Raw genomic sequence first — 15045 nt, 5'->3', positions numbered from 1 at the left:
TGCTGCAAGACCACCTATTGCCATACAATTAAATTTCATCCCATAAAAAAGCTTATTTATCAGAATTATGTTCTCGGAGGCGGGGCTGATTCTAGACCAAATGAAGATCAGGAAATGTGGAAAAATGGTAAGGACAATTATTAGAAAAATTACAAATGGCCTAATTTTTTTAACTCTTTTAGCTATATGAGGCCATATCAGATAAAATTGTTCTTCAATTCCTATTGACCATATCTGTGGACTGGCCATCCATGAAGCACCTGTGGCTAAAGCGATGTTTGGAAAAATGGTCAAGCATAGCAATAATGTGTTAGTTGAGGGATTGTAATCGATTAAAAGATAGGATATCAGAATGATGAAATAGTACAGTGGCCAAACTCTGAGTATTCTCCGAAAGTAGAATTTTTTAAGATTGATGTGGTTGTGTTTTTTTCTCTCTTTTAGAAGCAACAGTGTGATTAAAAAACCACTGAGCGTGAAAAACATAATGACAGCAATATAACCGCCAGTATATCTAAAGAAAGGAAGACTTAAAAAATTGTTAAGGTCATGCTTATCCTTAAAGAGCTCAATATGCTGTGCCAAAACAACAAATGCCGCAATAGCCCTAAAAGTATCAAGCCCATTGATATAATCTTTGCTCAAGTGGTTAGAGAGATTCAATTATCTTCTTACTTTATTATTTTTCTAACTCCTTTGACCACAATAGGAGGTATCAAATCTTTGATTAAATCTCGTGCAGTATATTTTGGTTTTTGGAAAGCAACTTGATCAGCTTTGTCATCCATACGGGGCACAAAAAGGGTTTCTGTATCGCTTTTTTCAGGATTAATTTCATTCTTAGGCCTGCCATTTGAATAATAGTATAGGGCAATGGATTTTCTACTCATATTTTCAGGGCAGGTCAATGGATTAGGGTGACCGTGAAAGGAAAAATCTGTCGTTGAAAAAACAGCTAGTGTGTTGAAGTTAGGGAGTATTTTTTTCTCACAGTTTTTTATTTCAGTGTCCCACAATTCGAAGTGACCGCCATATTCTTCTTTCCAGTTTTTGTTCAAATAGACCAATGCATTAATCCTTCTGTCCAAACCTAAAAACTGATGTTTTTTGAAATCAGCATGAACTTTTAGTAATCCGTCTCTTTTTATTTCGTGTAAACCACCACCGACTAGATATGGATCTGGTAGGATTGATTCTTGAATACCTGTAAGTCCTTGAAGGAACTCTAGAAAAGGTTGAGAATTGAGGAAGTGAACAAATTCTTTTGTCTTCTTCCCAAATGATTTTTCGCCTCTGCCTGCAAATTTCTTCTGTAACGAGTCATCAAATTTGATTTCATCACTTTTTGATAGGTCAGGAAATTCTTCAAGCACCTCATTGAGTATGATCTCATTGAAGAAATTTTCAAAATACATATTAGGAAATGGAGACGAAGTTTTATACTCTGACTGTATATTTTCCGGGTGATAGAAAATGTCCTGATATTTTTTATTTATATACTCGCTCATACCTTCATATTTTATGTCCTATGTGATTTTCTTCAAAATCAAATTAATCTTTTTTAATTGATTTTTGTAGCTATTAGAAAGAGCAAAAGTTATTCGCTCTTTCTGCTTTTCCTGAGAGTTGTAAAGAGTAATATTGTTGACGACTTGCTCAAACTTAATGACTATATCTTCATTGGGCATTGCCATTTCCAACAACTCCTTATTGTTCTTGTACTCATCACTATAGCTGCTTACAATTACTTTTCCACTGCCCAAATATTCCATAGTCTTATGTAGATTGGAATGTTGCTGTACATCCTCCTTGTTTTCAATTTTGTAAGCGCAAAGCAGGATATCAAATTTCTTCAAATAGCTTGGGATCAACTGACTGTTTTTTGGTCCAAGCAGCTGGACATTTTTGAAACTATTAAGTCGATCTAATGTTTCAGAATTTAGATTTTGATCAGAGAGGTTAGATTTTTTATAATTCCCTATGAAGTTAAATTCACAATTCGGGTGATTTTCAATTATTGAAAAAATGTTCGGCCAGTCTATGGCTTTTCTTGACAAATTACCAACATAACCAACCTGAATATTAGAATTAAAACCTTCTTCTATATCATAGTACTCAGCATTTGAATGATACCCGTGGTTAATCTTATGGACATTTTGATTAAATGGATTCAACTCTTTTACGATAAAATCTGAAGTACAAAAGCATATATCAGAAGTTTGAGCCAATAAATTTCGCTGAATGTTTTCGGCCATATCTACTATATGGCAGATTTTTAGTTTGTTTGAAAAAAGATTTAGATTAAAAAAACGAGATGAGTCGAAATTCCAGATCACATCAAAGGTTGTGTGAAGCTTTTTTTCCAAATGTTGTATTTCTTTTTTTATCAGCCATTGATTTAAGAATGTGGGTAATTTTCTCAGGCCTTTGAAAAGCGGTGAGTAATCAACTGTGATCAACTGATCATTTATTTTTTTAGTTTGAAATCCTGCAGAAGGAGGATTTAGAAAGTAGACCATATTCTTATTCGAAAGTTCTATGGCGTAATGATGCTTAGAAACAAAATTTTGTCCCCAGGCCTCTGGAGAAATGAGTAGTATGTTCTGGTTTTCAATATAGGTCATACTTTGTTACCTCGACGTTTCGAAGCAGCGGCTGTTTTAGAAAAACCTAATCTATGAATAAGTCTGTGATAATAGTTAGTACAGGACATGAAAAACTGAAAAAACCAATTTTCAGATTCATAATAATTGAAACTCTTGATCGTACCACGCTCTAAGAACCTAAATTCGTTTACATATAAGGTAGGTTTTCCTGAGCTTAAGTGTTCGATGGCCTTTTCAAAATCATCGTATCTTCCATGAAAAATTTTGATAGGGTATCCATTAGCAGATATGTTGTTGGCGTACATACTGAAGTTGTATTCTTGAGGGAGAGTGAAAAATTTTGGTTTCACTTCCCAAAGTGATTTTCTAAAAGATGGCTGATCTACGGTCATACCACTAGCTTTTCTCATCTTAGAAAACTCAATTTCCCATTTTTCAAAAAGTGTTTGAACAATTTCACATTTGTTGTATAGGATTATTCCAGTGCTGTATTCGCAAAACCAATCTGGAACATTTTCCAAAGGATCATTTATCCTTCCATTGTCAAAAGTGAAGGCCAAATCATAATCATCTAGAATTGCCCATAGCTCATCAATATTTTGATTAAGATACGTGTCTGAGTCAATAAATAACGTTTTTTCAAAAGGTGAATTGACCAATGGTGCGACCTTATCTAGAAAGCAATAGGCAGGACTATCAATGATTTCGACATGATCGAAATGTTCTTCTGCTGTTTCTTTATTAACTACATCTGTATATATGACTGCTGGTAAAGCATTGTCAAATCTTTTGAAAGAAGCGTATGATTTGATGGCTTCACGGACGTATTTTTTGCCAGTTGCGACATATAGTAATCCTTTATTCACCATAGTATATTCGTCAGAATCAATATTTCAGTATTATACTTTTTCAGCTACAACACCATACGATTGACCGATGGATTTTTTGTCTATAGTTTCTATAAACTTGCGAACCAAGTAGTAGGCAATCTTCACAAAAAAAATCGGATTAATTGTAAATTTGGGAAAACTAGCTTTGCACATCAAGGTATAAGTGTCTTTAATTTTAAAGCCATTTTCCTTCAATAGTTTTTCCAGTACATAAGGCCAAACTGTAAAAACGTGATGGTTGTTGTTCATATCTTCTTCTGTGAAGTTTGGGAAGAAACCTAATATAAAGAACTTAATTCTATTGATGGACCAAAAAGGATTTGGCGTAGTAATGATTATATGCGTTCCTTTTTTTGCTGCCTCCGAGATGTGCTTGATCGCAAATCCTGGATTATGTAAATGCTCGATCACCTCTAGAAAAAATATGACGTCAGGACTGTCTGTTCTATCAATGGATTCCGTTTCTATATTCCATTTATGAATAAAATCCTGTCTAGGAATATAATCAAAACCAATCCATTCAGCTCCATGTTGTTCTACTCTTTCTTTGAGTATATTATTTCCCGCGCCAATGTCGTATACGACCTTTCCTTTACCATCTGGTACCAATTCTTTCAGCTTATTGATCGCTATATCGTACCATGATAGCTCGTAGTATTTTTCAATTTTCATTTTTAGTAGTTATTCAACATGAGCCTACCAATATTCGGATTTATAAATCTAAATGAATTTTTAGTTGTTCCTTGTTGAGTTCCAAATAATCAAACAATTCATCTATTCCTGATTCCATTTTTTTAAGTTTAAAATCTGCAATCGTTGAAATTTTTGAATTATCTATGGTGTATTTTTTAATATTACTAGATTCAGAAACCTCCACTTCCTGATCTTTATTGACATATACTTTTATTTTTTCATTGTATTTATCTTCAAAGACCTTTTTTACTTTCAGTGCTATTTCTAGCATTGAAAAAGTTTCTCCTGAGCTCATATTAAAAACATATTTGCTCTGATTTTGTGAGGTTGTAATTAGTGTTTCTGTATAAGCGACCACATCAGAATAATGGATAAAATCTCGCAATGGTGATCCATCTGACATGAGAATTATTTCTTTGTTGAAAATGGCAGTCAGGCAAAGCTCATTAATGACCAATTTCCAACATTTGTTTTCAACGAATACAGGATTACCAAAACTATTGGAAAGCCTTACATTGATACAAGAAATATCACTGGTTTGGTTATAGAAATCGCAAATTTCTTCTGATAATTTATGTGTTAGTCCGTATGGATTTTGAGGAGACGTTGGATAGGTTTCATCAATATTAATGTTAGGCACTTTTCCGTAAACGTGAATAGTAGAAAAGTATAGAAACTTGCCAGTAAAACCGTTTTTAGATAGGAGATCAAGTAGTGTCCATGTGGCCAAAACATTTATATCTGAGACATTTTTTGGGTCACCATTAGATTGGTGATGATCCAATGATATCAGATGGATAATACAGTCTACTTTTTGAGAACAGATCTGTTCAACAAAGTTTTGGTCTCTGATATCACCAATTAATATTTCCTTCATCTGAGAAGCCCATTCACTATCTTTTATAGGCTTTGAGTGGCATACAGCTGTTACTTGATGTCCTTGTTTGGCCAATTCAAAAGACAGTCTTGAGCCTAAATATCCGTTGCTACCTGTTATTAGTATTTCCACAATTGATTATTACCTGTCTTTAATTTCCCATTTATAATCAATGATACCATTCTCATGCGGATCCATTCGATCTATTTCTTCTGGGTCATGAGGGATATCGGTGAAATTAATGACTAACGCTTCCTCCAAACCTATTCCCATAAAACCATTCCAAACGAAAGGGGGCACAGTCACCCGAACATAATTGTCTTGTCCAATATATATTTCCTGAAGCTTTCCATAAGTTGGAGAATCCTTGCGAGCATCGTAGAGTACGAATTTTATATTGCCTTTGAGAACTGCATAATTGAGTGTCATTTTTTTATGAATATGCCAACCTTTCACGATTCCAGGATAAACCGTAGAACAATAAACCTCACCAAACTGATTAAATTCAGGATCAGAGCTTTTCATAATATGCATGATCCTGCCTCTATCATCAGGTATTTTTCTAAGTGGGGTGATTATTACACCTTCAATTACTTCTTGCATTGTCACTAAATGTTAAAATATTTTGTTCAGTAAGTTTCCTTGGATCTTCACCTTCATTCAATCCAATATACCATTCTACAGTATGTTTTATAGTGTCTTCAAAACTCCAAGTAGGTTGCCATTGAAGTTCGAAGTTGGTTTTGTCACAGTTAAGGTGAAGCAATGAAGCTTCATGTTTTTGTGAGTCATTGGTATTTATATGGAGAGACCCAGAACCATAGTTTTTAATTATTGTATGGGCCAATTCTTCTACAGTTTTGATTGCCGTATGATCTGGTCCAAAATTCCAGGAACCACTAAATTTTATTGGTTCGTGATATTGTTTCATGGCTAAGAGCATATAGCCTGACAGTGGCTCAAGAACATGTTGCCAAGGTCTCGTGGAGAGTGGGTTTCTAATTTTAATTTTTTCATTGTTTTCTAGTGCTTTCATACAATCAGGTACAATTCTGTCCTTGGCCCAATCTCCTCCACCTATCACATTTCCAGCTCTGACACTAGCTAACCCAATGTTTTTGTTTTCTTTGAAAAAGGAATCCCTGTACGAAGAAAAAACTATTTCTGCTGCTGCCTTCGATGCACTATAGGGATCATGTCCGCCAAGCTCGTCTGTTTCTCTATATCCATATACCCATTCTTTATTTTTGTAGCACTTGTCGGATGTAACATAGATAACAGAGCGAACAGATTTGCAATGTCTGACAGCTTCCATCATATTGACACTTCCTCCCACATTGGTGTCAAAAGTGAGTTTAGGTTCATCATAAGAAAGTCTAACTAGTGCTTGTGCCGCCAAGTGAAAAACTACTTCGGGCTGATGCTGTTGAAATGTTGCATTCAATTTTTCCAAATCGAGTAAGTCTCCATCTACATGTGTAATATGGTCTGTTAAATTCAAGATATTGAATAGGTCATTTTCTGGCGGCAGTGCATACCCTATCACTTCTGCTCCTAACAAATTGAGCCAATAGGCAAGCCAAGATCCTTTAAAGCCAGTATCTCCAGTGATCAAGACTTTTTTCCCTTTATAGAAGTCTGCAAAATCAAGGTTATTCATTACCATTTGACCCAAGGGGCTTTGTTTTTGTAAAGGTTATTTAATAGCAGGAATTCGCGATAAGTGTCCATGGGTTGCCAAAACCCATCATGTGTGTATTGTGCCAATTGCCCATCAGAAACAAGTTGTTTCATAGGTTCTTGTTCGAATACTAAACTATCATCATCCTTTAAGTAATCAAATATTGAATAGTTTGCTACAAAAAAACCGCCATTGATTCTGCCTTCTGTGGCTTGAGGTTTTTCGTTGAATTCTGTAATTGTACCACTATCATCAGACATGAGTTCTCCAAAACGGCCCGCTGGTCGAACACCAGTAAGTGTCAGTGTTTTGCCATGTGCTTGATGAAAGTCGATAAGAGCTTTAAGATTCACATCACTAAGTCCGTCGCCATAGGTCAATAAAAAAGACTCTCCATTTTCAATATACGGCTTAATTTTATGGACTCGAGCGCCAGTCATCGCATGAAGACCTGTTTCAGCAAAGGTGATTTTCCAATCCTCTTCTTCTACTTTGTTATGAAATTCAATTTCATTTTTTTTACCCAGTTGAATAGTGAAATCAGAAGTGTGTGCTTCATAATTCATAAAATAATCTTTGATTACCTCACTTTTGTACCCAAGGCATAAAACGAATTCATTAAATCCTTGATGAGCATATAACTTCATGATGTGCCATAATATTGGATAATTACCTATTGGGATCATAGGTTTGGGAATATTTTCAGCAACGTCTCTTATTCGCGTGCCTTGCCCTCCACATAGTATAACTACTTTCATATTATTGCATTCATCAGTTGGTATTCGAATTGTTATAACTTAATCAGAAATTCATTTTTCCAATTTCAGGATATTGATTTAATATATTTTCACTTACTGCTATGGTGTCTAGGTCGTAGTAGAATACTTTGTATTTCGATTTTTTAAGATTTTTAATCAATTGCTTATAACTCTCAATATCCAGATGTACATGCTCAAAAAGTAAAATATCTGGATTGTATTTTTCGAAATCTATAGTTGCAATGATTTTGTCGTCATTTCCTTCAGTATCCGTGTGGATTAAATCAACCCTGTCAAAACCATGCTTTTTAACTAAGGTATCAAATGTCACCGACGGTAAACTTAATTCTTCTATATCATGATCCACGTCCGGGAATTCATTTTTAAGCTTGGCCACCATGTCTCTACTCACGGACCCCAATTGATCTACATATTCAGGGTACTTTTCTAGGGCTTCTTTTTTTATAGAATAAAAATGTTCGGTTCCATCTTTCGTAGATATAATGGAACACTCGAAGTTTATATTTTCATCAAACCCTTGGTAGTTTTTCTTTAATTCTGCGAAGACATGTGGAACAGGCTCTACAAGGATGCCTTTCCAATTTCCTACGGTCAGATGTGGCCTTAATGGATCATTAGCTACGCCATCATTCGATCCAATCTGCACTAGGTTTCCACTCTTTTTACAATCAAAGTATCTCTGTAGGATAAGCTCTGTTTGCATGAGATGAGGTCTCCAAAGTCCATTTTTCAATTTACTCAAGGTGGAATACAAATACGAATTTGGTTTGATCATGTCAATAATTAGCTACAACCGTACGGTGATTTATAAAGAGTCAAAGTAAGCAAAATAAAAATTGAATCATTTGAATATTAGTAATGATATTGAGCTGATTAGATACTCAATTTCAGATTAAAAGATGAGTTTAAGTATGTTTTCAAATTGCTTCTGATCAACTCTCATATCATCGTCATTGTTTATGGATGGAATTTTGATGTGAAAATGCGTGTGATTAAAATGACTTGATATTTGATGGAATGATGAATAGTATTTCTGATTTTCCGGAAATAATTCAAGCACTTTCACCTCATCAGAAAAAAGTAGGTTAGTAATTCCGGCCCCATGTGGAGCTATTATTCTTTTGGCTTGTCTGAATAAATTTATTTTTTCTGGAACTGAAAAGTCCTCTAAATTAATTTTTTTAATGCCGTAGGTATCAAAAAGGGGTTGTAGCTCATGCTCGTTGGTTACATTTCTGCGAAAGGCGCGATTTCTCGATATATAGATATTTTCATACCCTAGAATTGGAGTTATTGGTATTTGATTTAAAAAAGTATTTCTAATCCATATCAGCGCTTGTTTGGAAATTATATCTGTTTGAAAGTCACGCGTTTCTAAATAGGTGTTTCTATAAGATGATACTATCAATTTTTCGAAGGATTCGCCCGTGCTTGACCATTCAAGAACGTTTTCTTCAAGGCCAAGCGCACGTAAAGATTCAAGTTGAAACGAGGCGGCTTTTTTTCGTATGAAAATTTTGAATTTAGCATCTTTCTTAAGTTCATCATAGACGGGTTGCAGGGTTGGTAGAATATCGATGAACCAGTGATAATAGTTGTTGCTTAGAATGTTGACTAAAGAGATGGCTTTTTTTATTTCTTTATTGGGTATTAAAGCGGAACTCTTTTTTTGAAGATATTTTGCATCCCCGGTTTTGTTGAGGTAAGCAATTGAATTGTGTGTGGATTCTAAAACTATATTTTTTCCAAAAACAGCTACTGCCATGTGACCAATCAGTGACCCATTTGGGATGCAAATATGAAAAGGTTGTGAAAGCTTGATCGTGTTTTTAGAAAAATAAGAGATAAATGATGGTAATACGTCTTTTGAGGTGAATTCAATCTTGGAGAAGTCAAATTCTATCTTTTCTTCTGAATCGTAAAAAGTAATGTGATTTTGGTGATTGGCTAGGAGTGGAGCTCTATCTAAGATGTTCGTTTTGTATTTCAGTCTTTTGTGCCAATTGAAATACTTTATTTTCAATAAAAGTGATCTAACCCCTTTCATAAAATTAATTTTTGGAGATAAGGTTAGAATAAATTGAACCAAGCTTATTCATTTCGTTAGTTCTATTGCAAGTATCTACAATGATCTGTTTGTTCTTATCCAATGCTATGGACAAGTCACCATCAAGGATATTAGAAATGGATTTAGTAACAGAATGCGGCTTGAAAGCTTCAAATTTTGGAATCAGTCCAAAAATCTCTTGATCATAATCCAATGGACTCAGTAACAATGGAGTGCGCAAGTACATCAATTCCATTGCTGAGACCGGTGAACCATCTGAATTAGTTGTCATCACGGCTAAAGTGGCATTTTTCATTAGTTCAATGATTTCTAATTGGTCCAATTTTTTTAGAAAATGAAATTTTACCTCTGGCATTTCTTTCATCTTTCGCTTAATGCTGTCAACGTAAGCTGAGGCATTAGAATCTTCATCAATAAATACAAAACTGTATGCTTGTTTAAACTTATCGTCTAGGAGTTTTATGGATTCAAGTGCCAGTTCATGATTGTAGACTGGCTGCATATTTCTTGGAAACAGAATGTATTTTTCTTTGATTCTTGATTCTTTCTTTTGATTCAGGCACTGGTCTATAAGTTCAATGTCAATCCCAGTTTTTATCAAGTGTAATTTTTCGATTGATACTCCTAGTTTTTTAGTTTCAGTGATTTGAGATGTTGACGTGCATGTAATAGCACTGCTTTTTTTAAATGCTTGTCTGTACAACCTCGCTACAATAAGGTTGAGTAGAGATTTGCTTTCAATGGTTCTTTTTATGGTTAGCAGTATATCCGAACCTCTGGTTGTTGCTACGATTGGTACATCGAACTTCTTGTGATAAATAGACCACAATATGTTTGGTTCCGCAAATAGTATATGGATCAAATCGATGTGGTGTTCATTAACCCAACCTTTAATTTTATCTGCTTCGGATCTATTTTTCCAAAAACGAGCGGTAGTGAAATCATTAATACTTCCTACATGTTCAATTTGGTAGGTGGCCAATTTCTCTTTTGAGATCTTTGTGTGATGAGATCTGGTCATAATAAAGCATGGGTTGTCTTTGCTGAAATAGGACATCCATTTGAGGTCATGAACTGAATTAGGATCCGCTAGATATAGTATTTTCATAGGGATACTTTATTGAATTTAGACCACTCTTCAAAAGACGCTAAACTCAAAGTCAGATAAATTATCTTAGGATCCACAATGTCTTTTTTCACATTGTTTCTCCATAAGAATCTTCCTAGCGGAGTAAGCATATTTATAAATTCTCCCTTTTCAACGATTGAAACAAAATAGTTTTTAATTTCTTTATTTTGAAACCAATGGTAAATGGGGTTGTTGAGACCTACTTTTTTTCTATAAATAAAGTCTTTTGATTTATAATCTTCCAATATTTTTTTTAATGGATACTTAGGTATGCCATTTATTGATTTTTCAGACCAAGAATATTTTCCTTGATCAGTTAGCATTGAGCGATGTAGAAACGGTAGTTCGATGGTTGAATCAGGGAACATATCATAAAATTTGACAGAGGTCTGCCGGCAAGCATAGAGCGCCAATTTCACAACGGTGTATTTAGCCCATGAATCTCCAGAGTGTTCGGATGGAATTAAGCGGTACAATTCCTGGAGTTTGGGAATGAGCGTTTCAGTGTATGGCTTAGAATTTTTTAAACCTAAATTGGCATATGCCCCCAAATACCATAAAACTTCCTGAAAATTTTGATCTTTTATGTATTGATCTCTTGGTAGGAATGACTTGTTTGATTTGGGATTAAAAAAGTCATTAAATGTAGCGGCATACTCTGCTAATTTTAATGTCAACGAACCTTTATCAACGCCTTGAAAAAGGGGCACACTATAATCTCTGGTACCATAGCAACTATCGGCACCAGTACCATCTATAAGTATATCTGGGCCTTCAATTTTAGACGAAAGAAAGGCACCAACGAATGCTGAAGAGGCATCTATGGTGGGATAGATCATTTTGGTGCATGCCGAATGAAATGATTTGATCAGGTCTGATCCATTCATTTCATGAAAATGCAATTCGGCTTTTGTTTCTTTTATTGCTTCTTGAGCGAATGGAATCTCTTTGTCGTTTTGACTAAAACTAATGTAATGAGCAGGGTAACTCGTAAGGCTGATTTCGTCAAACAGACAATTTAAAAGTGTCGAATCAATTCCTCCACTAATCAATAAGTGTGTGTTTGAGCCTTCCATAGGACCTAGTACGTCTTGCAACGTAGTTTTTGTATTAGAGATATTCCCACCAGAAAAGGAGTAAGGAATTTTATAATATTGCTGGAAATGTGTGTTTTGAATTGGTGCTTCCATATTAAAAAAAGTCAACTCTGAAGAGTTAAAACATAATTTGGAAGAAACAGGTACACTATATATATCAGAAATTACGGTTTCCCCTTCAGGCGTTTCCCCAAATTTCAGAATGCTAAATGCAACTTGTCTATTGATTTTTTTCTGAGAGTATGGAAGCAATTGGCGCATATCCGAAGAGAAAAACACTCCACTAGCACAAGTGATGTAATACCACCGTGCGCGAGATAGTTTTACAGATGCTAGCGAAATTTCAAAATCGTTCTTGCCGAATGTTAGCCATAAGCTGAGTGTTTCATTTTCAAGTTGATTGAGCAAATTATCGTGCGATTCAAATTGAGACCATTCGCCTTTTATTTTCTTATTCTGGGCATTTTGGACAAGCATGTAGTCTGAGCAAAACTTGAACTGATTTGACTCTTGTTGGACAAAATTCTTTCCATTCAATTCGGTATGAGCGAAAATATATTTCTCATTTGAGAATACTTGAGTAAACTCATTATTAAGTGAAGTTAGTTTCCCTATGTAAAACACACTCATTTAAGCCGCAATATTTTTTTTGTCAAGAATAACTTTATGCAATATAGAAGTAGCTTATAGTTTCCCCAATTTTCAGGATGTGCTTTGATGGCTGTCCAAGAGATTTTGATCGAATTAGAGTATAACTGATTGTAATTGGATAGAGAGGCATACTCATGAAATACTTTTGATGGATCATCCATATAAGGTTTTTTCCATTTCAGGAATTTATCTTTTATATCGTATGGAGAATCATCGTTTAAATCATAAGTCAATCCTTTTTTTCTAATTTCGGCAAAATAATGTACCGCTTTTGCCGAAAGAATTTTGTTTACATCAGCCGTTTTGGTGATAGAGTTTTCCACTTGACGGTAATAGTACAAGCTTTCTTGAATGTTGTAGCCTTTGTATTTTTCAATAATTCGATAAGCCAAATCATAGTCTTCACTGGCAATACGGTCAAAAAACACATGATATCCACCAATATCATTAAGGATTTCCTTAGTGTACATCATGGTGGCACCCCCAAACTGATTATTTATTTCAATTTTACTGACAATATCTTCATGTAGCTCTGTTTTTCGGTTCTTACGAATAAACCGTCCTCTAGTGTCGACTACGGATACTATTGTGCCACACAACCCTAGATCAGGATCTTTTTGAAAAGCATCTAATTGTTTTTCAATCCTGGTAAGCTCTGACCAATCGTCAGAATCCTGAAAGGTAATGTAGTCGCCAGTGCATTGATCAAATAGCCTATTGCAGGTTCTTAAGTAACCTAAGTTAATTGAGTTGTGGAATGTTTTGATTCGTTTATCCTTAAAAGAATCAATTATTTTGAGCGTTTGATCTTTTGACCCATCATCAGCAATTAATACCTCTATATTTTCATGAGTCTGATTCAAGATGGAATTGATCGCTTGAGTAATATAAGGTGCGGCCTGATAGGCGGGCATTATTACAGAAACTAATGGGTTTGAATGCCGCATATTATCTTTGCGTTAGTTTCGATTTGATTAAGAAATACAATGCTTTTAAATATTTCATTCTCAAATTTTTCTTTATTTCACTGGCAAGCTTAGGAAATTCTGAAGTAGGAATAATAGAGATTTGAGTGTAAATGAAATAGAGTACATTGTCCTTCACATAATAAGAGCTTGGCTTCCCTTTATATTCAAAGTACAAATCTTTTTGTTTTTCAAACCATTCTAATAATTCAAAACGAGCGAATAATTTTCTCTTAAAAATGGTGAAGTTGTTGATGGACGAAATATTTGTTTCACTCATTCGGTAATAGATGTTGGCTTCAATCGTTCTGATTCCTTGCTCTCGAGCAAAAACTAGCCAAGTCGCAATATCAGAACCCCAAGCCAAATCAAATGTTACGTACCCTTTATTTTTCAAATAAACCTCCCGACTAAATACATATTCTGGTGCAGAAAGGGAGTACTTTTTTAAAGTGACTGATTTGAAAAATTCAGTGGAATTTTCAAATTCCGGAAACTCTTCTTTATTGGTGGTTTTACCTTTTGAATCAATAATTGTCTTACGAAACCTAAATATTGGTTGGCCTGGATGTTGATGAATAGCATTTTGCAAGGCTTCAATGCAATCTAAGGAAGAAATATCATCATCTGAAAACATCCAAATCCACGGTTCGGCCGTGAGGGCAATGCATCTTTCCCAATGCTGTACTAGTGATATCCCGCCTAGATTTTCTTCAAATTTATGATATGTAATATTCGTTTCACTTAGATAAGGAGAGACTTTATCATCAATCTCATGTGGGCTGTTGTCATTAAATATGTATAAATGAAAATTAGGATTGGTCTGCTTGCAAAACGAATCCAAACAGATCTTTAAGTATTGGCTTTTATAAGCCGGAATTATGACCGCAATCTTGCTCATTTGACAATGGCATTATAGATTTTTTTCAGACCTGACCTCTGATCGTCGAAGTGATAATTGCCAAGCACTATGTCTGAAGCATACTTTTCTTTGATGATATTAATTGAGTGATTTGTGTACCAATTAGAATAATGCTTGGTATAGGAAGTATTTTGATTCAACTTAATATCAAACCGCGGAAGGCTAAGGGAACCAAAAAAGTTATTTAGATCGTGATCTAAATTTTCAAAATTGATAATGTTTTTCACTGCCATTTCTCCATCCAATTTTAAAAAATCGATTTGAGGGAAGATATGATCACCTTTAAAACGAATGTGTGATCGGTCAGTAAGTAATGAACTGAAATCGCCTCTTACCAGTAGGTAATCCATAAAATTCCCTTTTATTTTGCTCTTTTCTTTAAGCCAGATAAAATCCGATACAGCTCTTTCCCAAGGATTTCGTATGACAGCAAATTTTGTATACTCGTCCCAAGTTTGGCGGTCTATTAGATTCAAATCAATCATTTCTTGAGGAGTGGCATGCTGAAGATGGATTTGTCTATCAGGACACCATCCATAAAGCAAGTCGTAATTGGGTACATCCCATTCTAATCCAAAATCTGGGCGTAAATATTTTTCAATACTAGTGCCTGCATTTTTTGGGATATGCAAGAATATCATTTTGTTTTCGTGTATGATCATTTTTGATTGGTCACCCCAGCCTTTT

15 protein-coding genes are annotated in these 15045 nt (G+C 34.8%); all 15 read right to left on the bottom strand.

Features of this window, described 5'->3' with window-relative positions; genetic code table 11:
• Positions 1-671: 671 nt before the first annotated feature.
• The gene (locus ABJH98_RS02970; RefSeq protein WP_348306135.1) at positions 672-1508 is read right to left on the bottom strand and encodes a 2OG-Fe(II) oxygenase; all 837 of its coding nucleotides are present in this window, start codon (positions 1506-1508) and stop codon (positions 672-674) included.
• An 18-nt stretch (positions 1509-1526) separates the two neighbouring features.
• A complete protein-coding gene (locus tag ABJH98_RS02965; protein WP_348306134.1) occupies positions 1527-2624 on the bottom strand; it encodes a hypothetical protein in 1098 nt (365 codons plus the stop codon).
• Entirely contained in the window at positions 2621-3475 is an 855-nt protein-coding gene (locus ABJH98_RS02960) for a hypothetical protein (RefSeq protein ID WP_348306133.1), read from the bottom strand. The genes ABJH98_RS02965 and ABJH98_RS02960 overlap by 4 nt, the downstream gene beginning before the upstream one ends.
• A gap of 30 nt (positions 3476-3505) precedes the next feature.
• Complete coding sequence (locus tag ABJH98_RS02955; RefSeq protein ID WP_348306132.1) at positions 3506-4168, bottom strand: class I SAM-dependent methyltransferase; 663 nt, start codon at positions 4166-4168, stop codon at positions 3506-3508.
• Between the two features lie 40 nt (positions 4169-4208).
• The gene (locus tag ABJH98_RS02950; RefSeq protein WP_348306131.1) at positions 4209-5198 is read right to left on the bottom strand and encodes an NAD(P)-dependent oxidoreductase; all 990 of its coding nucleotides are present in this window, start codon (positions 5196-5198) and stop codon (positions 4209-4211) included.
• Between the two features lie 9 nt (positions 5199-5207).
• Positions 5208-5669, bottom strand: coding sequence for a dTDP-4-dehydrorhamnose 3,5-epimerase family protein (locus ABJH98_RS02945; protein ID WP_348306130.1), 462 nt, complete (start codon positions 5667-5669; stop codon positions 5208-5210).
• Positions 5653-6726, bottom strand: a complete 1074-nt coding sequence (gene rfbG / locus ABJH98_RS02940; protein ID WP_348306129.1) for a CDP-glucose 4,6-dehydratase — start codon at positions 6724-6726, stop codon at positions 5653-5655. The genes ABJH98_RS02945 and rfbG overlap by 17 nt, the downstream gene beginning before the upstream one ends.
• Positions 6726-7505 (bottom strand): glucose-1-phosphate cytidylyltransferase, encoded by a 780-nt coding sequence (rfbF, locus tag ABJH98_RS02935; RefSeq protein ID WP_348306128.1) that lies wholly within the window; start codon positions 7503-7505, stop codon positions 6726-6728. Before rfbF ends, rfbG begins: the two co-directional genes overlap by 1 nt.
• 43 nt (positions 7506-7548) lie before the next feature.
• A complete protein-coding gene (locus ABJH98_RS02930) occupies positions 7549-8301 on the bottom strand; it encodes an FkbM family methyltransferase (protein WP_348306127.1) in 753 nt (250 codons plus the stop codon).
• A gap of 117 nt (positions 8302-8418) precedes the next feature.
• Positions 8419-9573, bottom strand: coding sequence for a glycosyltransferase family 61 protein (locus tag ABJH98_RS02925; protein ID WP_348306126.1), 1155 nt, complete (start codon positions 9571-9573; stop codon positions 8419-8421).
• Positions 9574-9577: 4 nt separating this feature from the next.
• A complete protein-coding gene (locus ABJH98_RS02920; RefSeq protein WP_348306125.1) occupies positions 9578-10702 on the bottom strand; it encodes a glycosyltransferase family 4 protein in 1125 nt (374 codons plus the stop codon).
• A complete protein-coding gene (locus ABJH98_RS02915; protein ID WP_348306124.1) occupies positions 10699-12450 on the bottom strand; it encodes an asparagine synthase-related protein in 1752 nt (583 codons plus the stop codon). Before ABJH98_RS02915 ends, ABJH98_RS02920 begins: the two co-directional genes overlap by 4 nt.
• The gene (locus ABJH98_RS02910) at positions 12447-13418 is read right to left on the bottom strand and encodes a glycosyltransferase family 2 protein (protein WP_348306123.1); all 972 of its coding nucleotides are present in this window, start codon (positions 13416-13418) and stop codon (positions 12447-12449) included. Before ABJH98_RS02910 ends, ABJH98_RS02915 begins: the two co-directional genes overlap by 4 nt.
• A 1-nt stretch (position 13419) precedes the next feature.
• Entirely contained in the window at positions 13420-14337 is a 918-nt protein-coding gene (locus ABJH98_RS02905) for a glycosyltransferase family 2 protein (RefSeq protein WP_348306122.1), read from the bottom strand.
• Entirely contained in the window at positions 14334-15020 is a 687-nt protein-coding gene (locus tag ABJH98_RS02900; RefSeq protein ID WP_348306121.1) for a sulfotransferase family 2 domain-containing protein, read from the bottom strand. The genes ABJH98_RS02905 and ABJH98_RS02900 overlap by 4 nt, the downstream gene beginning before the upstream one ends.
• Positions 15021-15045: the final 25 nt, after the last annotated feature.

The organism is Reichenbachiella sp., assembly GCF_039969095.1.
Classification (GTDB): Bacteria; Bacteroidota; Bacteroidia; order Cytophagales; family Cyclobacteriaceae; genus Reichenbachiella.
Note: the sequence above shows the minus strand (reverse complement) of the source record. Positions and strands in the feature narration are given on the sequence as shown.

Excerpts from the sequence above, each read along its gene's own strand:
- ABJH98_RS02970 (WP_348306135.1), bottom strand. The coding sequence starts at position 1,508 with ATGAGCGAGTATATAAATAAAAAATATCAGGACATTTTCTATCACCCG.
- ABJH98_RS02965 (WP_348306134.1), bottom strand. The coding sequence starts at position 2,624 with ATGACCTATATTGAAAACCAGAACATACTACTCATTTCTCCAGAGGCC.
- ABJH98_RS02960 (WP_348306133.1), bottom strand. The coding sequence starts at position 3,475 with ATGGTGAATAAAGGATTACTATATGTCGCAACTGGCAAAAAATACGTC.
- ABJH98_RS02955 (WP_348306132.1), bottom strand. The coding sequence starts at position 4,168 with ATGAAAATTGAAAAATACTACGAGCTATCATGGTACGATATAGCGATC.
- ABJH98_RS02945 (WP_348306130.1), bottom strand. The coding sequence starts at position 5,669 with ATGCAAGAAGTAATTGAAGGTGTAATAATCACCCCACTTAGAAAAATA.
- rfbG (WP_348306129.1), bottom strand. The coding sequence starts at position 6,726 with ATGAATAACCTTGATTTTGCAGACTTCTATAAAGGGAAAAAAGTCTTG.
- rfbF (WP_348306128.1), bottom strand. The coding sequence starts at position 7,505 with ATGAAAGTAGTTATACTATGTGGAGGGCAAGGCACGCGAATAAGAGAC.
- ABJH98_RS02930 (WP_348306127.1), bottom strand. The coding sequence starts at position 8,301 with ATGATCAAACCAAATTCGTATTTGTATTCCACCTTGAGTAAATTGAAA.
- ABJH98_RS02925 (WP_348306126.1), bottom strand. The coding sequence starts at position 9,573 with ATGAAAGGGGTTAGATCACTTTTATTGAAAATAAAGTATTTCAATTGG.
- ABJH98_RS02920 (WP_348306125.1), bottom strand. The coding sequence starts at position 10,702 with ATGAAAATACTATATCTAGCGGATCCTAATTCAGTTCATGACCTCAAA.
- ABJH98_RS02915 (WP_348306124.1), bottom strand. The coding sequence starts at position 12,450 with ATGAGTGTGTTTTACATAGGGAAACTAACTTCACTTAATAATGAGTTT.
- ABJH98_RS02910 (WP_348306123.1), bottom strand. The coding sequence starts at position 13,418 with ATGCGGCATTCAAACCCATTAGTTTCTGTAATAATGCCCGCCTATCAG.
- ABJH98_RS02905 (WP_348306122.1), bottom strand. The coding sequence starts at position 14,337 with ATGAGCAAGATTGCGGTCATAATTCCGGCTTATAAAAGCCAATACTTA.
- ABJH98_RS02900 (WP_348306121.1), bottom strand. The coding sequence starts at position 15,020 with ATGATCATACACGAAAACAAAATGATATTCTTGCATATCCCAAAAAAT.